The sequence below is a fragment of the Pseudomonas sp. RSB 5.4 genome, from assembly GCF_037126175.1.
Classification (GTDB): domain Bacteria; phylum Pseudomonadota; class Gammaproteobacteria; order Pseudomonadales; family Pseudomonadaceae; genus Aquipseudomonas; species Aquipseudomonas fluorescens_H.
Genome location: NZ_CP146986.1, coordinates 4,284,796 through 4,310,608 on the forward strand (window position 1 = coordinate 4,284,796; position 25,813 = coordinate 4,310,608).

Here is a 25,813-nt window from a genome sequence, read left to right on the forward strand (position 1 = left end):
ATCTTAAATACCCGAATGAAATATGCATAAGCCTTCGCTTGTTCAGGATTGGTTCAAGAAATCGCAGGAATCTTCCTACTAAACTGTCGGACTTTCTGTCTTTCCCGTCGCTGAACGCCTACGTATAACGGCCTTCCTCTGGCGCAAGCCATACCGTTTAACCGAGGCTGCACAATGAAGAAACCAAGGCTTTTGGCCGCATTGCTATTGATTCAAACCGACCAGGCGCTGGCCGAGGATGACACTCAAAAAGACCAGGGCTTCTGGTATGCACAGACCAGTGTCTATACCCGACATTATTCGCCCGACCCCGAACACAATAATCATCAGGACTTGATCGGCATCGAACGCAATCAGGCTTCCGGCTGGGTATTTGGCGGGGCAACTTTCCGTAACTCGTTCCGCCAGCGATCAAATTACGCCTATGCCGGCAAACGCTATGACAGCAGCGAGTATCCGGTGTATCTGAAAGTCACGGGTGGGCTGCTGCAGGGCTATCGCGGTGATTACAAGGACAAGATTCCACTGAACCGCTACGGCGTTGCGCCGGTGATCATTCCGTCCGTCGGCACTCACTACGGCCCATTGGCCGCCGAGCTGGTGTTTCTCGGCGCCAATGCGGCGATGGTGACGACCGGCGTGCGTTTCTGAGGGCGCGGCTCAATTCGCACGGATCAGGATCGAGGCGCGTAGGCAAATACGTCGGCGCGCATCTGGTGTGCATCCATGCCGGCTTCCACCAGAGCATCCAGCGTGCCGTAGACCATCGCCGGCGAGCCGCTGGCGTAGACGTGCAGGGACTTCAGATCGGCGAAGTCTTCACACACGGCCTGGTGCAACATCCCGCAGCGCCCTTCCCAACCGCACTGGTCGCTGACGACTTTGTGCAGGAACAGATTGGGCAGCTTCAACCATTCGTCCCAATGCTCGATCTGGTAGAAATCTTCCGGACGACGCACACCCCAATACAGATGCACCGGGTGCTTGAAGCCGTTGGCACGGCAGTGTTCGATCAGGCTGTGGATCTGGCCCATGCCGGTACCGGCGGCGATCAGCACCAGCGGCCCGTCAGGCAATTCGGCGAGGTGAGTGTCACCGAACGGCAATTCGACGCGCACCAGCGGGTTGCGCTGTAGTTGCTCGATCAGACTCAGGGCACTGGCTTCGCGGGCCAGTACGTGGATTTCCAGGTCGCGCCCGCCGTGCGGCGCCGAGGCCATGGAGAACGCCGACTTCTCGCCGCTCTCACGCTCGATCATCAGGTACTGCCCGGCGTGATAACGCGGCGGCTTGCCGGCCGGCGCCCGCAGACGCACGCGCCAGGTGTCGCCGCCGACGTCCCGGCATTCGATGACCTGACACGACAGGCTGCGCACCGGCAGTTCTCCCAACGCGAGCACGCCATCCCACAGCAGGATGCAATCTTCCAGCGGCTCGGCTATGCAAGTGTAGAACTCGCCGTGGTCGTGCACCTTGCCGGCCTGTTCGACCCGGCCTTCCACCAGCAACGCCGCACACACATGGCAATTGCCGTTGCGGCAGCTTTGCGGGCAGTCGTAGCCCAGGCGCCGCGCTCCATCGAGAATCCGCTCGCCGGGCCGTATCTCAAGCACCGCTCCGGAGGGCTGCAGGGTTACACGCATCAATCTATTCCTAACTGATTCCAGATGGCATCGATCCGCTGGGTGACGGCGTCGTCCTTGACGATCACACGGCCCCACTCGCGAGTGGTTTCACCCGGCCATTTGTGGGTGGCATCCAGGCCCATTTTCGAGCCCAGGCCGGACACCGGCGAGGCGAAGTCGAGGTAGTCGATCGGCGTGTTGTCGATCATCACCGTGTCGCGCTTGGGGTCCATGCGCGTGGTGATGGCCCAGATCACGTCGTTCCAGTCCCGGGCGTTGATATCGTCGTCAGTGACGATAACGAACTTGGTGTACATGAACTGTCGCAAAAACGACCAGACACCGAGCATCACGCGCTTGGCATGCCCCGGATACGACTTCTTCATCGTCACCACGGCCATGCGGTACGAGCAGCCTTCGGGCGGCAGGTAGAAGTCGGTGATTTCCGGAAACTGCTTCTGCAGGATCGGCACGAACACTTCGTTCAGCGCCACGCCGAGAATCGCCGGCTCATCCGGCGGACGACCGGTGTAGGTGCTGTGGTAGATCGGCTTGATCCGGTGGGTGATGCGTTCGACGGTGAACACCGGGAAGCTGTCGACTTCGTTGTAGTACCCGGTGTGGTCGCCGTACGGGCCCTCGTCGGCCATTTCGCCCGGATGGATCACGCCTTCGAGGATGATCTCGGCAGTGGCCGGCACTTGCAGGTCGTTGCCACGGCACTTCACCAGTTCAGTGCGATTGCCGCGCAACAGGCCGGCGAAAGCGTATTCGGAAAGGCTGTCCGGCACCGGCGTCACGGCACCGAGAATGGTCGCCGGGTCTGCACCCAGCGCCACAGACACCGGGAACGGCTGACCCGGGTGCTTCTCGCACCACTCACGGAAGTCCAGCGCACCGCCACGGTGGCTGAGCCAGCGCATGATCACCTTGTTGCGGCCGATCACTTGCTGACGGTAGATACCGAGGTTCTGGCGGTCCTTGTTCGGGCCTTTGGTGACGGTCAGGCCCCAGGTGATCAGCGGGCCGACGTCGCCAGGCCAGCAGGTCTGCACCGGCAGCATCGCCAGGTCGACGTCGTCGCCTTCGATGACCACTTCCTGGCACACCGCATCTTTGACGACTTTCGGCGCCATCGAGATGATCTTGCGGAAGATCGGCAGTTTCGACCACGCGTCCTTCAAACCCTTCGGCGGCTCCGGTTCCTTGAGGAAGGCCAGCAGCTTGCCGATCTCGCGCAGCTCGCTGACCGACTCGGCGCCCATGCCCATGGCCACCCGCTCCGGGGTGCCGAACAGGTTGCCGAGCACCGGAATGTCGTAACCGGTCGGTTTCTCGAACAGCAGCGCCGGGCCCTTGGCCCGCAGTGTGCGGTCGCACACCTCGGTCATCTCCAGCACCGGCGAGACGGGAATCTGGATGCGTTTCAACTCTCCGCGCTGCTCAAGCTGCTGCACGAAATCCCGAAGATCCTTGAATTTCATTGACGATGGCACCCTCAAAATAGGCGTACATCCTACCTGCTATGCAGCCCTGTGGCAGCCTGTCGCTGCTTACTTGGCTGCATTCGTCTGCGCTTTGCCAAGGTTTTCCCGGGCTTGCAGGCCGATAAACAGCGGCTCAAGGATCGGCGCCACAAACCGCGCGCCGACTTCGGACAGGTGATTGTCATCGGTGTACAGCGAGTACCCACCGAGTTCGGCGTGGCACAGGCCCTTGTCATCACACAGCCGCGGTGCCGGATCGACCACGCGCACCGCCGGATCATTCTGCGCCAACTGCGCGAACAACTGGCTGATGAACACCTGACGCTTGTGGTGCGCCTCGACGGCCAGACCGACGTCATCCACCGGACGATCGAGCATTGCCAGCCGCGTCAGTCGATACGGCGGGCTGAACGCCTGCAACGGCGCCTCTTTCACCAGCCATACGCGATGCCCGGCCGCACGCAATTGCGCCACGCGAGTGCGCAGTCCTGCGGCAAAACGCTGCTCGGCCTCGGCGCGATCGTAACGGCCGTCCGGTGTTCTCAGCACATGACCGAGATCGCCCTTGGCGTCGCCGTACAGGTACAGGCTCCAGCGGGCGACCAGCACCACATCGCTGACCGCTTGCGCCTTCAACCCCTGCTCGACCCGCTTGTTGAAGCGCGCACAAACTCCGTCGTACTCCAATCCATCAACCGGAATGCAACCAGGAGAACTGGCGAGGATCACGCTGACGCCATGGGCTTGGGCACCGTCATCGAACACCGGGATCAGCGCCGTGGCATGGCTGTCGCCCCAGACCATCGCGCGGGTCGGCAGATCCTTCACGCCGTAATGGCAGAACAGCTTGTCGTCAGGCGTCTTGTCATCCGCCAGACACGCCATCAGCTCCGGTCGCCACTCGCGGCCCTTGGCGTATTGCAGTGCCTGCTCGGACAAGCGCCATGGCAGGCCATCGGTCCAGCGCAGCGATTGCCCGGCCAGACCGAGCAGCAGAATCCCGCAGAAACCGGCCAGCAGAATCTGCCGACGCCCGGCGAGCAAGCGCCGTTCACGGAACGGTGTTTCGACGAACTTCCATGACAGATACCCCAGCACCAGGGTCAGCAGAATCAACGCGGCCGTGTCGAACGCGCCCGGCTCATCGACACTGGCGTAGCTGGAAAACACGAATACCGGCCAGTGCCACAGGTACCAGGAATAGGAAATCAGCCCGAGGCCGACCATCACCCGGCTGCTCAACAATTGCCCCATCAGCGTTTCGCGATGACCGTTGGCCAGGATCAGCAGCACCACGCCCAGTACCGGCAGCAACGCCGTGACACCCGGGAACGGCGTCGATTTGTCATAGGCAAACACCGCCAGCAGGATCAAACCCATGCCGAGCAGGCTCAAGGCCTGCGCGGCCAGTGGCTTCAAGCGCCACGCGTGTTTCGGCGCGACCGCCAGCATCGCCCCGGCCAGCAATTCCCAGGCGCGCATCGGCAGCAGGAAGAAAGCCTTTTCCGGATGGTGATTGATCGCCCACACACTCAGGCCGAAAGACACCAGCAGCACGCCGAACAGCGCCAGTCGCCAGTGTTTCAAACGGCTCGAGAGCAACGTCAGCAGCAGCGGGAAGAAGATGTAGAACTGTTCCTCCACCGCCAGCGACCACGTGTGCAGCAGCGGCTTCAGGTCAGAAGCGACATCGAAGTAACCGTCCTGGCGCATGAACAGGATGTTCGAGACGAATGTCACCTGATAGCGCACCGAACGCCCCAGTTCTTCGTAATCCTTGGGCGCCAGCAGGAACCAGCCCACCGCCAGCACCGCAATGATCATCGCAAACAGCGCCGGCAGAATCCGCCGCGCACGCCGCGCCCAGAACTCGACGAAGCTGAAACGACCCGCCTGACGCTGATTCCAGATGATCGAGGTGATGAGGTAGCCGGAAATCACGAAGAACACGTCCACGCCGACAAAACCGCCGGTAAACCCCGGGACGCCAAAGTGGAACAGCACCACGGCGATCACTGCGACTGCGCGCAGGCCGTCGATATCCCTTCGATAAGCGAGTGTGCTCATAAAATCTTTAATGCCAATCAGGTGGTTGTTTTTTGTACAGCTCGAGCTTGAATCACGAAGGCTCGCGAGCGCTGTTTGTTCAGTTGCCCGATCACAGACCTTACCAGATCAAGAACCTCCCATTGCGGGGCCAAATTTCATGCAAAAAAAGGCGCCCCCGAGGGGACGCCTTTTTATCGGTTCAAACGGCGATGTTACTTACGCTTCATCGACAGGAAGAACTCGTCGTTGGTCTTGGTCGTTTTCAGCTTGTCGACCAGGAACTCGATGGCAGCCACTTCGTCCATCGGGTGCAGCAGCTTGCGCAGGATCCACATGCGCTGCAGTTCGTCGTCGGCGGTCAGCAACTCTTCGCGGCGGGTGCCGGAACGGTTGATGTTGATGGCCGGGAAGACGCGCTTTTCCGCAATCTTGCGGTCCAGCGGCAGCTCCATGTTGCCGGTACCCTTGAACTCTTCGTAGATCACTTCGTCCATCTTCGAGCCGGTTTCAACCAGCGCGGTGGCGATAATGGTCAGCGAGCCGCCCTCTTCGATGTTGCGCGCAGCACCGAAGAAACGCTTCGGTTTCTCCAGGGCGTGGGCGTCAACACCGCCGGTCAGCACCTTGCCGGAGCTCGGGATCACGGTGTTGTAGGCACGGGCCAGACGGGTGATGGAGTCGAGCAGGATCACCACGTCCTTCTTGTGTTCGACCAGGCGCTTGGCCTTCTCGATCACCATTTCGGCAACCTGCACGTGACGGGTCGGCGGCTCGTCGAAGGTCGAGGCAACCACTTCGCCGCGCACGGTGCGCTGCATTTCGGTTACTTCTTCCGGACGTTCGTCGATCAACAGCACGATCAGGTGAACTTCAGGATTGTTACGCGCGATGTTCGCGGCGATGTTCTGCAGCATGATCGTTTTACCGGCTTTCGGCGGTGCAACGATCAGACCACGCTGGCCTTTGCCGATCGGGGCGCACAGGTCGATCACACGACCGGTCAGGTCTTCGGTGGAACCGTTACCGGCTTCCATCTTCATGCGCACGGTCGGGAACAGCGGGGTCAGGTTCTCGAAGAGAATCTTGTTCTTCGCGTTCTCCGGACGATCGAAGTTGATCGTGTCGACCTTGAGCAGAGCGAAGTACCGCTCGCCTTCCTTTGGAGGGCGGATCTTGCCAACGATGGTGTCACCGGTGCGCAAGTTGAAACGACGGATCTGGCTCGGCGAGACGTAGATATCGTCCGGGCCGGCGAGGTAGGAAGCGTCAGCGGAGCGCAGGAAGCCGAAGCCGTCCTGGAGAATCTCCAGCACGCCATCACCGGAGATTTCCTCGCCGCTTTTCGCGTGCTTTTTCAGCAGGGAGAAAATCACGTCCTGCTTGCGCGAACGGGCCATATTTTCTATGCCCATCTGTTCGGCCAATTCGAGCAGTTCGGTAATCGGCTTTTGCTTGAGTTCAGTCAGATTCATATAGGAATGACGTAATCATTTATGGAGGGGGGAAATTAAGCTTTTGGCTTAATGAGGCCGCGCCGCGGAGAAGGCGACAGGATCGCGAACTTGTTCGAAAAGGAGTGCGTCGGCGACGGCTAGCAGGGGGCAGTGGAGAAACCAGTGCGGGGCCGAATGTACCACCTGAATTTCGGAGCGTCTAGCCCTGAATACGCAAAAAGCCCCGCAATTTGCGAGGCTTTTTTTCGGCGATTTACTGCGACGCTTAGATGTGGGCGTCGAGGAAAGCAGCCAGTTGCGACTTCGACAGGGCGCCGACTTTGGTCGCTTCAATGTTGCCGTTCTTGAACAGCATCAGGGTCGGGATACCACGCACGCCGTGCTTGGCCGGGGTTTCCTGGTTTTCGTCGATGTTCAGTTTGGCGACGGTCAGCTTGCCTTTGTAAGTCTCGGCAATCTCGTCCAGAACCGGAGCGATCATTTTGCAGGGGCCGCACCATTCAGCCCAGTAGTCGACCAGTACAGCGCCTTCGGCCTTGAGTACGTCGGCTTCGAAGCTGGCGTCGCTAACGTGTTTGATAAGATCGCTGCTCATGGAATTCTCCAGGTTGTAAGCAAAAAAACGTGGCCCATCATATCCGCCCTTCCCTTGTTCAGGAAGCCGCAGATGATTGAGTCTTGCTATGGCGGCCCATGAGTCTGGGTATAGCTCAAGTCACGCGGTGGCAGGGGCGATGAAGGCGATCCCGGTGCGCAGTGCCGCGTTGCGCACATGCTCCTGCATGGCTTTCTGGGCGGCGGCGGACGCCCGGCGCGCCAGGGCACGAAGGATCTTGCGGTGCTCCTGCCAGGTTTCCATCGCCCGTTCGGCGCGGATGAACGGTAGTTTCTGACTCTCGAGAAAGATTTCGGCGCTGGCGGTGAGGATGCTCAGCATCGCCTGATTGCCGCTGGCCAGCAGAATGCGTCGGTGGAATTCGAAGTCGAGTTTCGCCGCGGCCTCGAAGTCGCCGGCCTGCAATTGCTCGCGCATCGCCGCAACGTTGTCCTCCAGTGCATCCAGATCGAACGTGCTCAAGGTCACCGCCGCCAACCCGGCGGCAAAACCCTCCAGTGCATAGCGCAACTGAAAGATATCCAGCGGCGAAGCCTGCGCCGCGAACGGCCAACCCGGGGCATTTTCACCAGGCCCAAGCTCCATCGGCGCCTGCACGAACACGCCTTTGCCCGGCTGGATGCTGATCACCCCCAGCGCACTGAGCGACGACAGCGCCTCACGCAACGACGCGCGGCTGACCCCCAGTTGCAGCGCCAGGTCCCGTTGCGACGGCAACGCATCGCCCGCGCCGAAACCCTGTTCGGTGATCAGTTTGCGGATCGCTTGCAGCGCCACTTCGGGTACCGCACGGGAGATCGAGTTCATGGTTTTTCAGACGAGCCAGGCCAAGGTGCGGCTAGTTGTAAAGCTATTCGCCGGATCCGGCAAGTCGTGCCCCAGCGGGGTTCGGCCTCCGCGGTCGATGCGCTATCGAGGTGCGAAAAACCACCTGACTGTTCAGACCAGTAAGACCGAACAAACCCGGCAAACCCGCGGCCTGCCGGGGATAAATCCGGGTATTGGCACGGCGCGTGCTCTGTCCGATCGCAGAAAACACTTCCCGCCGATCCGGAGATTTGCCATGAGCCTGCGTTACAGCGCCCTCCTCACCGCCCTGTTTGCCAGCCTGATGCTGAGCCAGGCCCCCGTTCACGCCGACGGTCTGGACGACGTGGTCAAACGCGGCACGCTGAAAGTCGCGGTGCCCCAGGACTTCCCGCCGTTCGGCTCGGTCGGCCCGGACATGAAACCCCGTGGCCTGGATATCGATACGGCAAAGCTGCTGGCCGACCAACTCAAGGTCAAACTTGAACTGACCCCGGTCAACAGCACCAACCGCATCCCGTTCCTGACCACCGGCAAGGTCGATCTGGTGATCTCCAGCCTGGGCAAGAACCCGGAGCGCGAGAAAGTCATCGACTTCTCCAACGCCTACGCGCCGTTCTACCTCGCCGTGTTCGGCCCGCCGGACGCGGCAATCAGCAGCCTCGACGACCTCAAAGGCAAGACCATCAGCGTCACTCGTGGCGCCATCGAAGACATTGAGCTGACCAAGGTCGCCCCCGAAGGCGTGACCATCAAGCGTTTCGAAGATAACAACTCGACCATCGCCGCCTACCTCGCCGGACAAGTCGACCTGATCGCCAGCGGCAACGTGGTGATGGTGGCGATCAGCGAGAAGAACCCGAAACGCGTACCGGCGCTGAAAGTGAAGCTCAAGGATTCGCCGGTCTACGTTGGCGTGAACAAGAACGAGCCGGCGCTGCTGGGCAAGGTCAACGAGATCCTCGCCACCGCCAAGGCTGACGGCGCGCTGGAGAAAAACTCGCAGACCTGGCTCAAAGAGCCGCTGCCGGCCGATCTCTGATCGATCGCGCGGGAGACAATTGATGGCTTATCAGTTCGATTTCATGCCGGTGCTGCAAAACACCGATCTGTTGCTGCGCGGCGCACTGTTCACTCTGGAACTGACGGCCATTGGCGCGCTGTTCGGGATCGGCGTGGGCATTGTCGGCGCGCTGGTGCGAGCGTGGAACATCCGCCCGTTCTCGGCAATCTTCAGCGTTTACGTCGAGTTGATCCGCAACACGCCATTCCTGGTGCAACTGTTCTTCATCTTCTTCGGCCTGCCCTCTCTCGGGGTGCAGATTTCCGAGTGGCAGGCGGCGGTGCTGGCGATGGTGATCAACCTCGGTGCGTATTCGACCGAGATCATCCGCGCTGGCATCCAGGCGATTCCGCGCGGACAACTGGAGGCCGCTGCCGCACTGGCGATGAGCCGTTTCGAAGCGTTCCGCCATGTGATCCTGCTGCCGGCGCTGGGCAAGGTCTGGCCAGCCCTGAGCAGCCAGATCATCATCGTCATGCTCGGCTCGGCGGTGTGTTCGCAGATCGCCACCGAGGAGTTGAGCTTCGCTGCCAACTTCATTCAGTCGCGCAATTTCCGCGCCTTTGAAACCTACGCGCTGACCACGCTGATCTACCTGTGCATGGCGCTGCTGATCCGCCAATTGCTGAACTGGGTCGGTCGCCGCTATATCGCGAGGAGCAGCCGATGAGCGACTTCACCTTCTGGGACATCCTGCGCAACCTGCTCACCGGCCTGCAATGGACGCTGGCGTTGTCGCTGGTGGCATTCATCGGTGGCGGGATCGTCGGGCTGCTGATTCTGGTGATGCGCATTTCGAAAAACCGCTTGCCGAGCAACATTGCCCGCACCTGGATCGAGCTATTCCAGGGCACGCCGTTGCTGATGCAGCTGTTTCTGGTGTTCTTCGGCGTAGCGCTGGCCGGGATCGAGATCTCGCCGTGGATGGCCGCGGCGATTGCCTTGACGCTGTTTACCAGTGCGTACCTGGCGGAGATCTGGCGCGGCTGCGTCGAAGCAATCCCCAATGGTCAGTGGGAAGCTTCGTCGAGCCTGGCGCTGAATCCACTGGAGCTGTTGCGCTACGTGATCCTGCCGCAGGCGCTGCGCATCGCCGTGGCGCCAACCGTGGGTTTCTCGGTGCAAGTGGTCAAGGGCACTGCGGTGACCTCGATCATCGGTTTCACCGAGCTGACCAAGACCGGCGGCATGCTCGCCAACGCCACCTTCGAACCGTTCATGGTCTACGGCCTCGTCGCCCTCGGCTACTTCCTGCTCTGCTACCCCTTGTCGCTCAGTGCGCGCTACCTGGAAAGGAGACTGCATGCCTCTGCTTAGAATTTCCGCCCTGCATAAATACTACGGCGATCACCACGTGCTCAAAGGCATCGACCTGAGCGTTGAGGAGGGCCAGGTGGTGGCGATCATCGGCCGCAGCGGCTCGGGCAAATCCACCCTGCTGCGCACCCTCAACGGCCTGGAGTCGATCAACGACGGGGTGATCGAAGTCGACGGCGAATACCTCGACGCCGCCCGCGCCGACCTGCGCAGCCTGCGGCAGAAAGTCGGCATGGTGTTTCAGCAGTTCAACCTGTTCCCGCACCTGACCGTCGGCGAAAACGTGATGCTCGCGCCGCAGGTGGTGCAGAAAGTGCCAAAGGCCAAGGCTGCGGAGCTGGCGCGCAAAATGCTCGAACGCGTAGGCCTTGGAGAGAAATTCGACGCCTTCCCGGATCGCTTGTCTGGTGGTCAGCAACAGCGCGTGGCGATTGCCCGGGCATTGGCGATGTCGCCGAAAGTGTTGCTGTGCGACGAAATCACCTCGGCGCTGGACCCGGAACTGGTCAACGAAGTGCTCGCTGTGGTGCGCCAACTGGCCAAGGAAGGCATGACGCTGATCATGGTCACCCACGAAATGCGCTTTGCCCGGGAGGTCGGCGACAAACTGGTGTTCATGCACCATGGCAAGGTGCATGAGGTGGGGGATCCGCAGGTGCTGTTCGCCCATCCGCAGACGGCGGAGCTGGCGAATTTCATTGGGATGATCGAAACGACAGCCTGAAGGATTTGCAGTGGCTGTAATAGCTTCTTCGCGAGCAAGCCCGCTCCCACATTGGAACGCGGTCACCTGTGGGAGCGGGCTTGCTCGCGAATGGCCGCGCCGCGGTCTCAAGCTTTTATGCGCAGGATCAACGGTTTGAGCCATGCGCGTTGGCGCCAGCGTTTGATCGTGGCACGATGGCGGGGTTATCGACCGAGACCCCCAGACCATGCCGCAATCCAAAGCCAAGAATCTGTCCCTGATCGCCGCAATCGACCTGGGCTCCAACAGCTTCCACATGGTCGTGGCCAAGGCCCAGAACGGTGAAATCCGTATCCTGGAGCGCCTCGGAGAGAAAGTGCAGCTCGCCGCCGGTATCGACGATGAGCGCCACCTCAACGAAGAATCGATGCAGCGTGGCCTCGACTGCCTCAAGCGTTTCGCCCAACTGATCAACGGCATGCCGCTGGGCGCCGTGCGGATCGTCGGCACCAACGCCCTGCGCGAAGCGCGCAATCGCCTGGAATTCATCCACCGCGCCGAAGAAATCCTCGGTCACCCGGTGGAAGTCATCTCCGGCCGTGAAGAAGCACGGCTGATTTATCTGGGCGTTTCGCATACCCTCGCCGACACCCCGGGCAAGCGCCTGGTGGCCGACATCGGCGGCGGCAGTACCGAATTCATCATCGGGCAGCGTTTTGAACCGCTGCTGCGCGAAAGCCTGCAAATGGGCTGCGTCAGCTTCACCCAGCGTTACTTCAAGGACGGCAAGATCACCCCGGCCCGTTACGCCCAGGCGTACACCGCGGCGCGGCTGGAGATCATGAGCATCGAACACGCCCTGCACCGCCTGACCTGGGATGAAGCCATCGGCTCCTCGGGCACCATCCGCGCCATCGGCCTGGCGCTGAAGGCCGGCGGGCATGGCACCGGCGAAGTGAATGCCGAAGGTTTGGCATGGCTCAAGCGTCGTCTGTTCAAACTGGGTGATGTCGACAAGATCGACTTCGAAGGCATCAAACCTGACCGCCGGGCGATCTTCCCCGCCGGTCTGGCAATTCTCGAAGCGATCTTCGATGCCCTCGAACTGCAACGCATGGATCACTGCGAAGGCGCGCTGCGTGAAGGCGTGCTCTACGACTTGCTCGGCCGCCATCACCACGAAGACGTGCGCGAGCGCACCCTGACTTCGCTGATGGAGCGTTACCATGTCGACCTGGAACAGGCCGCGCGGGTAGAACGCAAAGCCCTGCACGCTTTCGATCAGGTCGCCAAAGACTGGGAACTGGACGACGGCATCTGGCGTGAACTGCTGGGCTGGGCGGCGAAAGTCCACGAAGTCGGCCTCGACATCGCGCACTACCACTACCACAAGCACGGCGCCTACCTGATCGAGCACTCGGATCTGGCCGGGTTCTCCCGAGAAGACCAGCAAATGCTCGCGCTGCTGGTGCGCGGCCATCGCCGCAACATCCCCAAGGACAAGTTCGCCGAATTCGGTGACGACGGCGACAAGCTGATCCGCCTCTGTGTGCTGCTGCGCTTCGCGATCCTGTTCCACCACATCCGTGGCACCCAGGCGATGCCGCAAGTGACGCTGCATGCCAAGGGCGACAACCTCGACGTGGAATTCCCGGAGAACTGGCTGGATGAGAATCAGCTGACTCAGGCCGACTTTGGTCTCGAAGCCGACTGGCTGACGCGGGTGGGGATTGTCCTCACTGTTCACTGAGTTAAATTTCAGCTGCAAAAAAGGCGATCCTTCTGGATCGCCTTTTTTATGGTTCATCACGGATTACCGGGAAAGACGCTCTTGATCTTCATGAAAAAGAATTCGCTATCCCGGTAACCGTACGCCATCCGCTTGATGACCTTTATTCGATTGTTTATTCCTTCCAACTGACCGGTGTGCATCGGCCAGCGAACCCGGCTCACGATGCCCCGCCAGTAACCCTTTAGCCGTGTGGCGAACTGGATCAGAGCTGGAATTTCGCTTTCATGCGCATGGCGCAGCCATTGCTTCCAGGCCGATCGCCAACCCCAGGCAGTACTCGGGGTCCAGAGTGTTTTGAGTTCAGCCTTCATCAAGTAGACCGTCATCAACGCTTGATTGGCCGCCAGCAGATCCTCCAGGCGGACCTGTTGTTCCGGCGTTTTCAAGTTCTGCGGATTGCGCAGCAACAGCCATCGCGCCTGCTTGATGACCTTGCGGGCCGGCTTGTCGTGACGCAACCGGTTAGCCTCGTCAACGCGGACCCGATCAATCACCTCTCGGCCATATTTGGCCACTACATGGAAGAGGTCGTAGATCACTCGCGCGTTGGGACAGTGCTGGCGAACCTCCAGGTCAAAAGCGGTATTCATGTCCATCGCCACCGCTTCGATGCGTGCGCATCCCTCGGGCCCCAGCTCTTCGAAGAAGGGCCTGACCGCTGCTCGGCTGCGGCCTTCACCGATCCACAGCACGCGGCGTGTATCCGCATCCAGCACCACGCTGGCGTAACGATGACCTTTGAACAGGGCGAATTCGTCCATCACCAGACGTCGCGGTTGTGCCGTTGGCAAAATGCTCAACGCCGCTTGCAAGGCTCGACGCTCCAGCAACCGTACGGTGTCCCAATGCAGCCCGAACAGTTGAGCCACGTGCAGTGTGGGGAGGCGTTCGCAGGCCTGAATGACCGCCTCGGCCAAACGCCGCGTCATGCGGGCATAGCGGTCCAGCCAACTGACGGCCTCCATACGTTTACCACAGTCACGACAGACAACACGCCTGAGCAACACGCTGAGGCGCACCGCACGGCCGAGAATCGGTAAATCGCGGACGGTTCGTTCGCAATACTCATGTGTGGTTGAACAGGGTTTCTGGCAGCCGCCACAGGAAGGAAATCGGGTGGCGTGGGGAATCAGTTCGATCTGTAGGGCGTCACCATCAGGCTTGATGTTGACGACAGAAAAGCCCTCCCAAAACGGAAGGAAAGTATTAATATCGCGCATAAGAACGCCGGTTTGTTAGATGTGTTTGCTCGCACGAACATCATCAATCAAATCGGCGTTCTTGTTTCTGTGTTTCCCGGGATTCCGTGAAGAACCTTTTTTATTGGGTTCGACTTGAGTGCGGGTGTGGACCTGCCCCTCACCCCAGCCCTCTCCCGAGGGAGAGGGAGCCGATCCGTGTTGTTTTCAAAGCCTGACTTCGACCCGATATTTCAGGTCGGCGTAACTCGACCATTCATCTCGGTCAGTCCCCTCTCCCTCGGGGAGAGGGTTAGGGTGAGGGGTTTTTGACCTTCAAGGCCTCAGCTGCTCACCGGCAGAATCGGGCTGCCCAGCCGCTCCAGCAACGTCGCCTGCGCACTGCGCGGGTTCTGGTTGCCGGTTGGCGTGTTGCGGATGTAGCGGCCATCCGACTGCAGGCTCCAGCTGTGGGTGTTGTCGGTCAGGTACAGCTCCAGCTCTTTCTTCACGCGGGTCAGCAGCTTCTTGCCTTCCACCGGGAAGCAAGTCTCGACGCGCTTGTCGAGGTTGCGCTCCATCCAGTCGGCGCTGGAGAGGAACATCTGCTCCTCGCCACCGTTGAGGAAGTAGAACACCCGGGTGTGCTCGAGGAAGCGACCGATGATCGAGCGCACATGGATGTTGTGCGAAACCCCGGCGATGCCCGGACGCAGGCAGCACATGCCACGCACCACTAGGTCGATGCGCACGCCGGACTGGCTGGCCTTGTACAGCGCGCGGATGATCTTCGGATCGGTCAGCGAGTTGAACTTGGCGATGATGTGCGCCGGTTTGCCATCGAGAGCGAACTGGGTCTCCCGGGCAATCATGTCGAGCATGCCCTTCTTCAGGGTGAACGGCGCATGCAGCAGCTTCTTCATGCGCAGGGTTTTACCCATGCCGATCAACTGGCTGAACAGTTTGCCGACGTCTTCGCAAAGCGCGTCATCGGAGGTCAACAGGCTGTAGTCGGTGTACAGACGGGCGTTGCCGGCGTGGTAGTTACCGGTGCCGAGGTGCGCGTAACGCACGATCTCGCCGGCCTCGCGACGCAGGATCAGCATCATCTTGGCGTGGGTCTTGAAGCCGACCACGCCGTAGATCACTACCGCACCGGCCGCTTGCAGACGGCTGGCCAGTTGCAGGTTGGATTCTTCGTCGAAGCGTGCGCGCAGTTCGATGACCGCGGTCACTTCCTTGCCGTTACGCGCGGCGTCCACCAGCGCATCGACGATTTCCGAGTTGGCGCCGGAGCGGTACAGGGTCTGACGCACGGCCAGAACATGCGGGTCTTTCGCCGCTTGGCGCAGCAGGTCGACCACCGGGGTGAACGACTCGAACGGGTGCAGCAAGAGGATGTCCTGTTTGCTCACCACGCTGAAAATGTTCTCGCTGTTCTGCAGCAGTTTCGGGATCTGCGGGGTGAACGGCGTGTATTGCAATTCCGGGTGGCTGTCCAGACCGGTGATGCTGAACAGACGGGTCAGGTTGACCGGGCCGTTGACCTGATACAGCTCGGTCTCGCTCAGGTTGAACTGCTTGAGCAGGTAGTCCGACAGGTGTTTCGGGCACGTGTCGGCGACTTCCAGACGCACCGCATCACCGTAGCGCCGCGAGAACAGTTCGCCACGCAGGGCGCGCGCCAGGTCTTCGACGTCTTCGGAGTCGAGCGCCAGGTCGGCGTTTCGGGTCAGACGGAACTGGTAGCAGCCCTTGACCTTCATGCCCTGGAACAGGTCATCGGCGTGGGCGTGGATCATCGACGAGAGGAACACATAGTTGTCGCCCGGGCCGCCGACCTCCTCCGGAACCTTGATGATCCGTGGCAGCAGACGCGGTGCCGGGATGATCGCCAGACCGGAGTCGCGACCGAAGGCGTCGATGCCTTCCAGTTCGACGATGAAGTTCAGGCTCTTGTTCACCAGCAACGGGAACGGGTGCGTCGGGTCGAGGCCGATCGGGGTGATGATCGGTGCGATCTCATCGCGGAAGTAGCGGCGCACCCAGGTCTTGATCTTGGTCGTCCAGTGACGGCGACGGATAAAGCGCACCTGATGCTTTTCCAGCTCCGGCAGCAGGATGTCGTTGAGGATCGCGTACTGGCGGTCAACGTGACCGTGCACCAGCTCGCTGATCCGCGCCAGCGCCTGATGCGGTTGCAGACCGTCGGCACCGGCCTGTTCGCGGGCGAAGGTGATCTGCTTCTTCAGGCCGGCGACGCGGATCTCGAAGAATTCATCGAGGTTGCTGGAGAAGATCAGCAGGAACTTCAGCCGCTCCAGCAACGGATAGGACTCGTCCAGCGCCTGTTCCAGCACGCGGATGTTGAACTGCAGTTGCGAGAGCTCGCGGTGGATGTACAGGCTGCTGTCATCCAGCCCTGGGATTGCAATCACTGGCGCCGCCGCGACGGGCTCGGTGACCGGCGCGGGTGGCGCAGGCTCCAGTTCCGGCGGGGTTTCGGTGATTTGCTCCACCACCGGTTGAGCTTCTTTTACTGCAGTTTCAGTGAGTCCTTCGGTATTCATCGAATGTTCCTGGGAGGGCTATTTCTGCTCTCGTAACAATTGAGCGGCACGGACAGCAAAGTAAGTCAGGATGCCATCAGCGCCGGCACGTTTAAAGGCGGTCAGTGATTCAAGAATCACCGCCTCGCTCAACCAGCCATTCTGGATCGCCGCCATGTGCATGGCGTATTCGCCGCTAACCTGATAGACGAAGGTCGGCACCTTGAAGGCATCTTTTACCCGGAAAAGAATGTCCAGGTACGGCATGCCGGGCTTGACCATGACCATGTCCGCGCCTTCAGACAAGTCCGCACCGACTTCGTGCAGCGCTTCGTCGCTGTTGGCCGGGTCCATCTGATAGGAGGCCTTGTTGGCCTTGCCCAGATTCGCTGCCGAACCCACCGCATCGCGGAACGGCCCGTAATAGGCGCTGGCGTACTTGGCCGAGTAGGCCATGATCCGCACGTTGACGTGACCGGCCAGCTCCAGCGCCTCGCGGATCGCCTGGATGCGGCCGTCCATCATGTCCGATGGGGCCACGACCTGAGCGCCAGCGGCGGCGTGGGACAAAGCCTGTTTGACCAGTGCGTCGACGGTGATGTCGTTCTGCACGTAGCCGTCTTCGTCGAGAATGCCGTCCTGACCGTGGGTGGTGAACGGATCAAGCGCGACGTCGGTGATCACTCCCAATTCCGGGAAACGCTCACGCAAGGCGCGGGTGGCGCGCTGGGCGATGCCCTGCGGGTTCCAGGCTTCGGCAGCGTCGAGGGATTTCAATTCGGTTGGCGTGACCGGGAACAGCGCCAGCGCCGGGATCCCCAGTTCGACCCATTGCGCCGCCTCTTCAAGCAGCAGATCGATGGTCAGACGTTCGACACCGGGCATCGAGGCCACAGCTTCGCGACGGTTTTCACCCTCAAGCACGAACACCGGCAGGATCAGGTCATCGACCGTCAGCACGTTTTCCCGTACCAGCCGGCGCGAAAAATCATCACGACGGTTGCGGCGCAAACGCGTGGCTGGGAACAAACGGTTGGCAGGGGTAAAGCTCACGGCAGACTCCTGAGCCCGCGCAAACGGGCGAGCGTGACAGTTATAAGCGGCCATTATGACCAACAGATTACAGTTGTGCGCACCCCGTGACATGTAGCCGCATTCCATTGTCAGCGTAGGAATTGTTCACGTCGAGACACATTTCGACACTTTCCTGAATGTGTCCGAAGGGTTAGGCTGCGCGTTCATTTCGCCAGCACCCAGACAATGCTCCAACAATTTCTGCATGACTTCGGCTACTTTGCCTTGTTCCTCGGCACGTTCTTCGAAGGCGAAACCATTCTGGTGCTCGCAGGCTTCCTCGCGTTCCGTGGATACATGGACATCAACCTGGTGGTGGTCGTGGCGTTCTTCGGCAGCTATGCCGGCGATCAGCTGTGGTACTTCCTGGGGCGCAAGCACGGGCGCAAATTACTGGCGCGCAAACCGCGCTGGCAGATGATGGGCGACCGCGCGCTGGAACACATCCGCAAGCATCCGGACATCTGGGTCCTGAGCTTCCGCTTCGTCTATGGCCTGCGCACGGTGATGCCGGTGGCGATCGGTCTGTCGGGATATCCGCCGGGACGTTATCTGCTGCTCAACGGCATCGGCGCGGCAATCTGGGCCACCGCCCTCGCGGCAGCCGCCTACCACTTCGGCGCGGTGCTCGAAGGCATGCTCGGCAGCATCAAGAAGTACGAACTGTGGGTGCTCGGCGCGCTGTTGGTACTGGGTGTCGGCCTGTGGCTGCGTCGCCGCTTCAAGAATGCGCGCCTGGCCAAGCAGGTTTACGCCGACGAGCAAGCCGCAAAAGCGGCGCACCTGCTCCAAGCGGAGCAAACCAAACCCGCCGAACCTAAGACGCCAGCCGAGTAACGCGCTGGCGACAGCCATACAGCCCGATGCCGCTGAGCAGGCTGTAACCGAGCAAACCAGCCCAGGCCAACGGGCTGGCCGGCCATAGCCCGAGCAGCGGCGCCAGCCACACCAGCGGCACGTTCGACCCCAGCCGCAGCAGCTCGACCTTCAACGCCCACGGGCGATTCTCCAGGGCCACGCCCAGCGCAAACAAACCCCACGCCACCGCGCCCCAACCGAGCAGCAGCGCGGCGGTCGGCAGTTGCTGCGCCTGACCCATCAGGTAACTGCCCAGCGCGATATAGACGCAGAACTGCAACGCCACGTAGCTCTTTCGACGACTGTCGAGCGGCACTTCGAATTTGCGGAAACGGCTCAGGTCCGGTTTGTTCAGCGGGTACTTCGCCGCGACATCCGCCGGACGCCAGCCAGTGCGCATGAACCAGATTCGCAGCTTGTCCCACGGGCGTTCGGCGCGACGTGCGTCGTCCCACAGCTGCGCATAAAACTGCACATTGGCCCACAGCGGATTCCAGCTCGCCAGCGGCGTGGTCACACCGAAAATTACCGGTTCGTTGTCGTCCTCTTCCTGAAAGGTACCGAACAGCCGATCCCAAAGAATGAACACCCCGCCGTAGTTGCGATCCATGTAGAGAGCGTTCTGTGCATGGTGGGCCCGATGATTGGATGGCGTAACGAAGAACCACTCGAACCAGCCGAGCTTGGGAATGTGCCGGGTGTGAACCCAGAACTGATACAGCAGATTCATCGCCGCGACGCTGACAAACACCAGCAGCGGCACGCCGAGCACGGCCATCGGCAAATAGAAGATCCAGCCCAGCAGAAACCCGGTACTGGTCTGGCGCAACGCCGTGGAGAGGTTGTACTCCTCGCTCTGGTGATGCACCGAGTGCGCGGCCCAGAGAATGTTGCGCTCGTGGCCCAACCGGTGCAGCCAGTAATAGCAGAAGTCATAGAAGACGAAGGCCAACACCCAGACCCAGAGGCTGTCCGCCGACAACCTGATCAGCGCCAGATGATCCAGGGCAAACGCATACGTCAGCAGTCCAACCCCCTTGGTCAGCAGGCCGGTAGTGGTCGACAACACCCCGGCGCTGAGACTGTTTACCGAGTCGGCGAGGCGATAGTGGCTGGTCCCGCGCCAACGATCGGCAAACAGTTCGGCGGCCATCAGCACGAAGAAAAACGGCACTGCATACAGAATGAAGTCCATGGCGCGCCCCGCTCGGATTCTATGGACAGATCCTAGGTGTAGCCGTCCTTTCACCCTATGGCAACGCGCGACAATTTAGTGGACATTTAGCGCCATGAACCTGGAGAGAAACCCATGAGCAAAAAAGTTGCAGTGATCCTGTCCGGCAGCGGCGTGTACGACGGCGCCGAGATCCACGAGAGCGTCATCACCCTGCTACGCCTGGATCAACGTGGCGCGCAGGTGCAATGCTTTGCCCCGAACATCGCGCAATTGCATGTAATCAATCACCTGACCGGTGAAGAAATGCCCGAGACGCGCAACGTGCTGGTGGAGTCGGCGCGCATTGCCCGCGGCAACATCAAGGACATCCGCGAGGCCGACGTCGAAGACTTCGACGCGCTGATCGTGCCCGGTGGCTTTGGCGCTGCGAAAAACCTCTCGAACTTCGCCGTCGAAGGCGCCGGCTGCAGCGTGCAGCCGCAAGTGCTGGAACTGGCCGAAGCGTTTGCCGAAGCGGGTAAACCGGTAGGTCTGATGTGCATCTCACCGGCGCTGGCAGCGAAGATCTACGGCCCGGGCGTGACCTGCACCATCGGCAACGATACCGACACCGCCACCGCGATGAACAAGATGGGCGCCACCCACGAAGACTGCGCGGTGACCGACATTATCGAAGACAAGGCACGCAAACTGGTGACGACCCCGGCTTACATGCTGGCGCAGAACATCAGTGAAGCGGCTTCGGGGATCAACAAACTGGTCGACCGAGTGCTCGAACTCACCCACGAGAACGATGTTTGATCTCTGACTGCATGCAGAGCGAAATGTGGGAGCGGGCTTGCTCGCGAAAGCGGTGTGTCATTCCAATCAATGTTGTCTGATACGACGCCTTCGCGAGCAAGCCCGCTCCTACATGGGATTTGTGTTTGGCTCAGGGTTTGCGGATCAGCCGCGTGAGGATCCGGTCCAGCGCATTGGCAAACGCCTGCTTCTCGCGCTCGCCGAACGGTGCCGGGCCGCCGCTGATCTGGCCCTGTTCGCGCAGGTCGGTGAACAGGTTGCGCACCGCCAGTCGCTCGCCCATGTTCTGCGCGTCGAACTCCTTGCCGCGCGGATCCAGCGCCGCCACGCCCTTCTTCACCAGACGATCGGCCAGCGGAATATCGCTGCAGATCACCAGCTCTCCGGGCACGGCGTGCTCGACCAGATAATCGTCCGCCGCATCCGGGCCGCTGGGCACCACGATCAGTTTGACAATGGCCAGCCCCGGTTTGGTCTGTGGCTGCCCGGCCACCAGCACCACTTCGAACTGGCGCTTGAGGGCGAACTTCACCACCAGATCCTTGGCGGCCCGTGGGCAGGCGTCGGCATCGATCCATACACGCATCTTCTTTTCCTCTCTTAAAAGCATCGCGGGCAAGCCACGCTCCCACAAGGTTAACGCTAAACCTGTGGGAGCGGGCTTGCCCGCGAATGTGAGCGCCAGCGAATGCTTTTTAAGCGACGACCCGCCGCTTCTCGGCTATCCGGCTGCGCCCATACAACACAACAATCGCCAGAATCGCCAGCGCCTGCGCCGTCAGCGAATAAGCATCGGCGTGAATCCCCAGCCAGTCGAATTCAAAGAACGCCACTGGCCGCGTGCCAAAGATCCCGGCTTCCTGCAGCGCTTTCACACCATGCCCGGCAAACACCACCGACAGCGCACAGAGCAGACCGGCGTTGATGCTGAAGAACAACGTCAGCGGCAGTTTCGCCGAGCCGCGCAGGATCACCCAGGCCAGACCGATCAGCAGCACCAGCGCCGTCGCACCACCGGCCAACACCGCGTCGTGCCCGGCGGGGCCGGCCTGCAGCCACAGGGTTTCGTAGAACAGGATCACTTCGAACAACTCGCGGTACACCGAGAAGAACGCGAGGATCGCGAAGCCGAAACGCCCGCCGCCGCCCACCAGACTCTGCTTGATGTAATCCTGCCAGGCCGCCGCGTGCCGCCGGTCGTGCATCCACACGCCGAGCCACAGCACCATGACGCTGGCGAACAGCGCCGTAGCGCCCTCAAGCAGTTCCCGCTGCGAGCCGCTGACGTCGATCACATACGCCGCCAGCGCCCAGGTACCAAGCCCGGCGAGCAGCGCCAGGCCCCAACCGATGTTGACGCTGCGCACTGCCGACTGCTGGCCGGTGTTGCGCAGGAACGCGAGGATCGCCGCCAGCACCAGAATCGCTTCGAGGCCTTCGCGCAGCAGAATCAACAGGCCGGAAATGAAGCTCAGCGACCAGCTCAGGCCATCGCTGCCGAGCAGTTCGGCGGACTCTTTCAATTTGCCCTTGGCCGCGTCCAGACGCTGCTCGGCTTGCGCCACCGGCAAGCCGTCCTGCAACGACTGACGGTAGGCCATCAGCGATTTTTCGGTGTCCTTGCGCACGTTGGCGTCGACGTTATCCAGCGAGCTTTCGACCAGTTCAAAACCTTCCAGATACGCCGCCACCGACAGGTCATAGGCCTGATCGTGATCACCGGCACGATACGCGGCCAGGCTCTTGTCCAGCGTGGCGGCGGTGTAATCGAGCAACTGCGCCGGGCCGCGCTTGACCTGCGGTGGCTGGGCGCGCTGAGCACGGAAGGTCGCCGCCGCTTGCGGGCCTTCGGCGGCCTGCACCTCGGCCGGGGTCTGGCGCGCCAGATCAGCGATGTTGAAGGTCTTGTCGGACTTGGCTGCGGCCGGGTCGGCACTGAAACCGGCAATGTAGGTCGCCAGATCCCAACGCTGACGGTCGTCCAGTTGATCGGCGAACGCCGGCATGTCCGTGCCTTCGACGCCTTGGCCGAGGGTGCTGTAGATCGCGTACAGGCTCAGGTGATCGATGCGTGCGGCATCGCGCAGATTGGCCGGCGGCGGCGTCATGCCGAGGCCCGCCGGGCCGTCGCCGGCACCGCTGGCGCCGTGACACACCGAGCAGTTCTGAGCGTACAGCGGCGCGCCCCGGGTCGGATCGGGAGTGATGATCGGCGCCTGGCTGACTTCATACGCCACCGCCAGTTGCGCCCCCAGTTGCCGGGCCTGACGCGCGACTTCAGCGCCGTCCTGCTTCGCGGTGATAGCCGCATGCAAAGCCTCGACGCCCTGCTCCAGCGCCGCCTTCTCCGGTTTGGCCGGCAGGCCGCCGATCAACCCCTGCAACACCTGGGTGAATTCCAGTTGCTCACGGTACTCGCCGTCGTCGACGACCTTGCCCGCCTCGACCGTCGGCGGGTAGTCGGCGCTGATGTAATCGAGCAGGTGCAGCGCCTGCGGGGCGCCTTCCACGGTGTCGGCCAGCAGGCTGGAACTGCTCAGGGCCAACAGAGGGAACACCAGCCAGGCCAGGAATCGGGACGCGGCAGTCATGAATGAGTCTCAAATGGAAATGCGAAGTTACATATTGTTCACTTCGAACGCTTTTCACTCAAGCTCTGTCGATGCCTCGTGGCGTTTTAACGCAGCGCTACGGGTGTGTTGCGGTAATGCTCCAGCATGAATTCGACGAACACCTGCACCTTCAGCGCGACATGCCGGGCATGCGGATAGAGCGCGTAATAGTGGCGCTGCCCCAGGTTGTAGTTGGGCAGGATCTGCACCAGCCGACCACTGAGCAGATCCTCCTGCACCGTGGCCCGGGTGAACGCGGCGATACCGACCCCGGCCAGCGCGGCAGCATGCAACGCACTGATCGAATCGGCCTTGAAGCGGCCCTGCGCGCGCACGCTGCTGGTGAGCCCGCGCGCATCGGTCAGCGTCCAGTCGCTGCCACCGGCAAACGCCAGCAACTGATGCTCGGCGAGTTCGCGCACCAGACGCACCAGACCATTGCGCGCCACGTAAGCCGGCGAAGCCACCAGCAACATGTCCGAGACGGTCAGCAACCGCGCCACCATGGATGAATCGGCCAAGGGTCCGCAGATGCGCAGGGCTACATCGAAGCCGTCGGCGATCAGATCGACGAAACGGTCATCGCAGGACAGGTCCACCTCAATCTCGGGATAGCGCTGCTGGAATGCCGGCAGCCAGCTCGCCAGTTCCAGCGTACCGATCACCATCGGTGCACTGATGCGCAGCACACCGCTGGGGCTTTCATGGGCCTGACCGACCGCCAGCGCCGCTTGATCGAGGCGCTCGAGAATGTCCACGCACGCCGCGTAATATTGCTGCCCCGCTGTGGTCAGGTTGAATCCCCGGGTGTTGCGATTGATCAGCCGCGTGCCGAGTTCGCTTTCCAGCTGCTGCAACTGTCGGGAGATGGTCGAGTGAGTGGTGTCGAGGCGCTCGGCAGCGGCACTGAACCCGCGACACTCGACGATGCAACGAAAGGCGCGCATGGCTTGCAGTTGATTCATCGAGAGTCCCCGACTTGTTGATCGCTGAGCGCGCAAGCCTAGCGTAATCCTTACCCACCCGGCAGCAGCAAAGCGCCCCTATAATGCGTCCCTCCGTGCTTTGCCGTTCAAGGAAGAACCCGTCTTCATGCGCCATTGTCTGCCGTTCTGCCTGCTGCTCAGCCTCATCGTGCAACTGAGCGGTTGCGCCGCTTATCGCAACTACGATCAGGAAATGCAGCAGACCATCGACCAGATGGCGCAGGGCAATCTGAACGAAGCGCTCTACCTGATGGAGCTGCACAATCCTTGGGAAGACAAGGATCTGCTGTATTACCTGGAACGCGGCGCGATTCTCAGCGCCGGCACCAACCTGCCAAAAAGCCAGGAAGCCTGGCGCAGTGCCGACCGGATGATTTTTCAGCGCGAAGAAGCCGTGCCCTCCGCAGGCATGAAGTTGCTGACCCGCTTCGGCAACGAAATGGGCACGATGCTGGTCAACGACAAGCTGCTGCGCTACGAGGGCTACGACTACGAAAAAGTCATGCTGACCACCGAGATGGCGCTCAACCAACTGGCGGAAAACGATTTCGACGGTGCCCGGGCCGACATCAAGAAAACCCACGAGCGCGAAACCCTGATCGCCCGCCAGCGCGAAAGGCAATACGAAGAAGCTGAAGAGCAAGCCAAAAGCCAAGGGATCACGCTGCATTACAAGGATTTGCAAGGCTATCCGGTGACCATCCTCGACGCTCCGCAAGTCATCGCGCTGAAGAATGGCTACCAGAGTGCGTTCAGTCATTATCTGGCAGGCTTCACCTATGAAGCCTTGGGCGAGCGTACGCTCGCGGCACCCGGCTATCGACAGGCGATCGAATTGCGCCCGGGCCTGCGGTTTCTCGAAAACGCTCTGCGCAATCTGGACAAACCCGGGCCGGCAAGCGATGAAAGCGAGATTCTGATCGTGGTCCAGGCCGGCTTCGCTCCGGCACGCAGTTCGGTGCAAGTGCCGATCCCGGTACGGCTGAACGAAAACCTGACGATCATCGCCCCGATTTCGTTCCCGGTGATGGTGCCCGACACTCTCACACCTCCGGTTCCAAGCGTGCTCGTCGATGGTAAACAATACCCGCTGACGATGATCAACAGCGTCACGGACATGGCCATGCGCACCTTGCGCGATGACATGCCGGCGATCATTTCCCGCGCCATGTTCCGCGCCAACATGGCCGCCATCAGCCAGGCGCAAAAGAACGAACGCGATCCGGCCAAGGCTTCGCTGGTGGTGACCGATCACGATCCTTTCGAGGAAGCTGACACACGAACCTGGCGCACACTGCCGGATAAAACCCTGGTCGCCCGTCTGCGCCTGAAAAAAGGCCTGCACCGCGTGCGCTTTCCGTATTTTCGTGCAGAAGACGGGTTCACGGTACGCGTCGACCAGAACCATCAAGTGTTCAATCTGCGGGTATTCATGGGCAAAAACTATTTCGTGGGTTCCGCACTGGTCCTGCCTGAAACGCCATGAACGCAGGGCGATTGATAATGTTTGGAGTGATGGCACTAAACTAACAAGTGCGATTAAAAAGCTATTACATGGCCAGCATCGCCCGCTTATAATGCCGCGCCCGCGCTATAGCGACGCGGCATAAAAGCTCCTCTGGTTATGAGGAATTGGCAGGAGGCCAGCGCCACTGTCGATGGGTCACACCAGCCCGACCAGCA

At 61.1% G+C, this 25,813-nt stretch carries 22 protein-coding genes; 9 read left to right on the top strand and 13 right to left on the bottom strand.

Annotated elements, in window-relative coordinates:
* The first annotated feature begins 174 nt into the window (after positions 1–174).
* A complete protein-coding gene (locus V9L13_RS19440; protein WP_003229327.1) occupies positions 175–651 on the top strand; it encodes a hypothetical protein in 477 nt (158 codons plus the stop codon).
* Between the two features lie 23 nt (positions 652–674).
* On the opposite strand, the gene V9L13_RS19445 is transcribed toward V9L13_RS19440, so the two are convergent.
* From V9L13_RS19445 to V9L13_RS19470, 6 genes are all read right to left on the bottom strand, one after another.
* Positions 675–1,643: a CDP-6-deoxy-delta-3,4-glucoseen reductase gene (locus V9L13_RS19445; protein ID WP_338800293.1), complete on the bottom strand. Its 969-nt coding sequence runs from the start codon at positions 1,641–1,643 to the stop codon at positions 675–677.
* A complete protein-coding gene (gene ubiD / locus V9L13_RS19450) occupies positions 1,643–3,109 on the bottom strand; it encodes a 4-hydroxy-3-polyprenylbenzoate decarboxylase (protein WP_003229330.1) in 1,467 nt (488 codons plus the stop codon). Before ubiD ends, V9L13_RS19445 begins: the two co-directional genes overlap by 1 nt.
* 69 nt (positions 3,110–3,178) lie before the next feature.
* Positions 3,179–5,179, bottom strand: a complete 2,001-nt coding sequence (locus tag V9L13_RS19455) for an acyltransferase family protein (RefSeq protein ID WP_338800294.1) — start codon at positions 5,177–5,179, stop codon at positions 3,179–3,181.
* Between the two features lie 194 nt (positions 5,180–5,373).
* Positions 5,374–6,633, bottom strand: a complete 1,260-nt coding sequence (rho, locus tag V9L13_RS19460; RefSeq protein WP_003229334.1) for a transcription termination factor Rho — start codon at positions 6,631–6,633, stop codon at positions 5,374–5,376.
* Positions 6,634–6,880: 247 nt separating this feature from the next.
* Complete coding sequence (trxA, locus tag V9L13_RS19465; protein ID WP_338800295.1) at positions 6,881–7,210, bottom strand: thioredoxin TrxA; 330 nt, start codon at positions 7,208–7,210, stop codon at positions 6,881–6,883.
* A gap of 120 nt (positions 7,211–7,330) precedes the next feature.
* Positions 7,331–8,038: an FCD domain-containing protein gene (locus V9L13_RS19470; protein WP_338800296.1), complete on the bottom strand. Its 708-nt coding sequence runs from the start codon at positions 8,036–8,038 to the stop codon at positions 7,331–7,333.
* Positions 8,039–8,294: 256 nt separating this feature from the next.
* Between V9L13_RS19470 and V9L13_RS19475 the strand changes: the two genes are divergently transcribed.
* The 5 genes from V9L13_RS19475 (at position 8,295) to ppx (ending at position 12,853) form a co-directional block, all read left to right on the top strand.
* Positions 8,295–9,080, top strand: a complete 786-nt coding sequence (locus tag V9L13_RS19475) for a transporter substrate-binding domain-containing protein (protein WP_338800297.1) — start codon at positions 8,295–8,297, stop codon at positions 9,078–9,080.
* A gap of 22 nt (positions 9,081–9,102) precedes the next feature.
* Positions 9,103–9,771, top strand: coding sequence for an amino acid ABC transporter permease (locus V9L13_RS19480; protein WP_338800298.1), 669 nt, complete (start codon positions 9,103–9,105; stop codon positions 9,769–9,771).
* Positions 9,768–10,418, top strand: coding sequence for an amino acid ABC transporter permease (locus V9L13_RS19485; protein WP_338800299.1), 651 nt, complete (start codon positions 9,768–9,770; stop codon positions 10,416–10,418). The genes V9L13_RS19480 and V9L13_RS19485 overlap by 4 nt, the downstream gene beginning before the upstream one ends.
* Positions 10,405–11,142, top strand: coding sequence for an amino acid ABC transporter ATP-binding protein (locus V9L13_RS19490; RefSeq protein ID WP_338800300.1), 738 nt, complete (start codon positions 10,405–10,407; stop codon positions 11,140–11,142). The genes V9L13_RS19485 and V9L13_RS19490 overlap by 14 nt, the downstream gene beginning before the upstream one ends.
* A gap of 208 nt (positions 11,143–11,350) precedes the next feature.
* Positions 11,351–12,853 (top strand): exopolyphosphatase, encoded by a 1,503-nt coding sequence (gene ppx / locus V9L13_RS19495; RefSeq protein ID WP_003229345.1) that lies wholly within the window; start codon positions 11,351–11,353, stop codon positions 12,851–12,853.
* Between the two features lie 56 nt (positions 12,854–12,909).
* Here ppx and V9L13_RS19500 read toward each other — a convergent pair whose 3' ends face one another.
* The 3 genes from V9L13_RS19500 to hemB form a co-directional block, all read right to left on the bottom strand.
* On the bottom strand, positions 12,910–14,115 hold the full coding sequence (locus tag V9L13_RS19500) for an ISL3 family transposase (RefSeq protein WP_338800301.1): 1,206 nt from the start codon (positions 14,113–14,115) through the stop codon (positions 12,910–12,912).
* Positions 14,116–14,417: 302 nt separating this feature from the next.
* Entirely contained in the window at positions 14,418–16,643 is a 2,226-nt protein-coding gene (gene ppk1, locus V9L13_RS19505) for a polyphosphate kinase 1 (RefSeq protein ID WP_003229347.1), read from the bottom strand.
* An 18-nt stretch (positions 16,644–16,661) separates the two neighbouring features.
* Positions 16,662–17,675, bottom strand: a complete 1,014-nt coding sequence (gene hemB, locus V9L13_RS19510) for a porphobilinogen synthase (RefSeq protein ID WP_338800302.1) — start codon at positions 17,673–17,675, stop codon at positions 16,662–16,664.
* A 207-nt stretch (positions 17,676–17,882) separates the two neighbouring features.
* On the opposite strand from hemB, the gene V9L13_RS19515 reads away from it, so the two are divergent.
* Positions 17,883–18,533 (top strand): DedA family protein, encoded by a 651-nt coding sequence (locus V9L13_RS19515; protein WP_003229351.1) that lies wholly within the window; start codon positions 17,883–17,885, stop codon positions 18,531–18,533.
* Here V9L13_RS19515 and V9L13_RS19520 read toward each other — a convergent pair.
* Positions 18,514–19,749, bottom strand: a complete 1,236-nt coding sequence (locus V9L13_RS19520) for a sterol desaturase family protein (RefSeq protein ID WP_338800303.1) — start codon at positions 19,747–19,749, stop codon at positions 18,514–18,516. The two genes, V9L13_RS19515 and V9L13_RS19520, sit on opposite strands and share 20 nt — an antisense overlap.
* A gap of 114 nt (positions 19,750–19,863) precedes the next feature.
* Between V9L13_RS19520 and elbB the strand changes: the two genes are divergently transcribed.
* Entirely contained in the window at positions 19,864–20,532 is a 669-nt protein-coding gene (gene elbB / locus V9L13_RS19525; protein WP_338800304.1) for an isoprenoid biosynthesis glyoxalase ElbB, read from the top strand.
* A gap of 130 nt (positions 20,533–20,662) precedes the next feature.
* Here elbB and V9L13_RS19530 read toward each other — a convergent pair whose 3' ends face one another.
* The 3 genes from V9L13_RS19530 to V9L13_RS19540 all read right to left on the bottom strand — a co-directional run bounded on the left by V9L13_RS19530 (position 20,663) and on the right by V9L13_RS19540 (position 24,109).
* Positions 20,663–21,118 (bottom strand): YaiI/YqxD family protein, encoded by a 456-nt coding sequence (locus V9L13_RS19530; protein WP_103483661.1) that lies wholly within the window; start codon positions 21,116–21,118, stop codon positions 20,663–20,665.
* 109 nt (positions 21,119–21,227) lie between these two features.
* A complete protein-coding gene (locus V9L13_RS19535; protein WP_338800305.1) occupies positions 21,228–23,123 on the bottom strand; it encodes an FTR1 family protein in 1,896 nt (631 codons plus the stop codon).
* Positions 23,124–23,209: 86 nt separating this feature from the next.
* The gene (locus tag V9L13_RS19540; protein WP_338800306.1) at positions 23,210–24,109 is read right to left on the bottom strand and encodes a LysR family transcriptional regulator; all 900 of its coding nucleotides are present in this window, start codon (positions 24,107–24,109) and stop codon (positions 23,210–23,212) included.
* A gap of 127 nt (positions 24,110–24,236) precedes the next feature.
* On the opposite strand from V9L13_RS19540, the gene V9L13_RS19545 reads away from it, so the two are divergent.
* Complete coding sequence (locus V9L13_RS19545) at positions 24,237–25,616, top strand: hypothetical protein (RefSeq protein ID WP_338800307.1); 1,380 nt, start codon at positions 24,237–24,239, stop codon at positions 25,614–25,616.
* The last annotated feature ends 197 nt before the right edge of the window (positions 25,617–25,813 follow it).

Coding starts and splice junctions, on each gene's coding strand:
- ubiD (WP_003229330.1), bottom strand. CDS start 3,109: ATGAAATTCAAGGATCTTCGGGATTTCGTGCAGCAGCTTGAGCAGCGC.
- V9L13_RS19470 (WP_338800296.1), bottom strand. CDS start 8,038: ATGAACTCGATCTCCCGTGCGGTACCCGAAGTGGCGCTGCAAGCGATC.
- ppx (WP_003229345.1), top strand. CDS start 11,351: ATGCCGCAATCCAAAGCCAAGAATCTGTCCCTGATCGCCGCAATCGAC.
- V9L13_RS19480 (WP_338800298.1), top strand. CDS start 9,103: ATGGCTTATCAGTTCGATTTCATGCCGGTGCTGCAAAACACCGATCTG.
- V9L13_RS19455 (WP_338800294.1), bottom strand. CDS start 5,179: ATGAGCACACTCGCTTATCGAAGGGATATCGACGGCCTGCGCGCAGTC.
- rho (WP_003229334.1), bottom strand. CDS start 6,633: ATGAATCTGACTGAACTCAAGCAAAAGCCGATTACCGAACTGCTCGAA.
- V9L13_RS19475 (WP_338800297.1), top strand. CDS start 8,295: ATGAGCCTGCGTTACAGCGCCCTCCTCACCGCCCTGTTTGCCAGCCTG.
- trxA (WP_338800295.1), bottom strand. CDS start 7,210: ATGAGCAGCGATCTTATCAAACACGTTAGCGACGCCAGCTTCGAAGCC.
- elbB (WP_338800304.1), top strand. CDS start 19,864: ATGAGCAAAAAAGTTGCAGTGATCCTGTCCGGCAGCGGCGTGTACGAC.
- V9L13_RS19540 (WP_338800306.1), bottom strand. CDS start 24,109: ATGAATCAACTGCAAGCCATGCGCGCCTTTCGTTGCATCGTCGAGTGT.
- ppk1 (WP_003229347.1), bottom strand. CDS start 16,643: ATGAATACCGAAGGACTCACTGAAACTGCAGTAAAAGAAGCTCAACCG.
- V9L13_RS19485 (WP_338800299.1), top strand. CDS start 9,768: ATGAGCGACTTCACCTTCTGGGACATCCTGCGCAACCTGCTCACCGGC.
- V9L13_RS19535 (WP_338800305.1), bottom strand. CDS start 23,123: ATGACTGCCGCGTCCCGATTCCTGGCCTGGCTGGTGTTCCCTCTGTTG.
- V9L13_RS19545 (WP_338800307.1), top strand. CDS start 24,237: ATGCGCCATTGTCTGCCGTTCTGCCTGCTGCTCAGCCTCATCGTGCAA.
- V9L13_RS19530 (WP_103483661.1), bottom strand. CDS start 21,118: ATGCGTGTATGGATCGATGCCGACGCCTGCCCACGGGCCGCCAAGGAT.
- V9L13_RS19520 (WP_338800303.1), bottom strand. CDS start 19,749: ATGGACTTCATTCTGTATGCAGTGCCGTTTTTCTTCGTGCTGATGGCC.
- V9L13_RS19500 (WP_338800301.1), bottom strand. CDS start 14,115: ATGCGCGATATTAATACTTTCCTTCCGTTTTGGGAGGGCTTTTCTGTC.
- V9L13_RS19445 (WP_338800293.1), bottom strand. CDS start 1,643: ATGCGTGTAACCCTGCAGCCCTCCGGAGCGGTGCTTGAGATACGGCCC.
- V9L13_RS19515 (WP_003229351.1), top strand. CDS start 17,883: ATGCTCCAACAATTTCTGCATGACTTCGGCTACTTTGCCTTGTTCCTC.
- V9L13_RS19440 (WP_003229327.1), top strand. CDS start 175: ATGAAGAAACCAAGGCTTTTGGCCGCATTGCTATTGATTCAAACCGAC.
- V9L13_RS19490 (WP_338800300.1), top strand. CDS start 10,405: ATGCCTCTGCTTAGAATTTCCGCCCTGCATAAATACTACGGCGATCAC.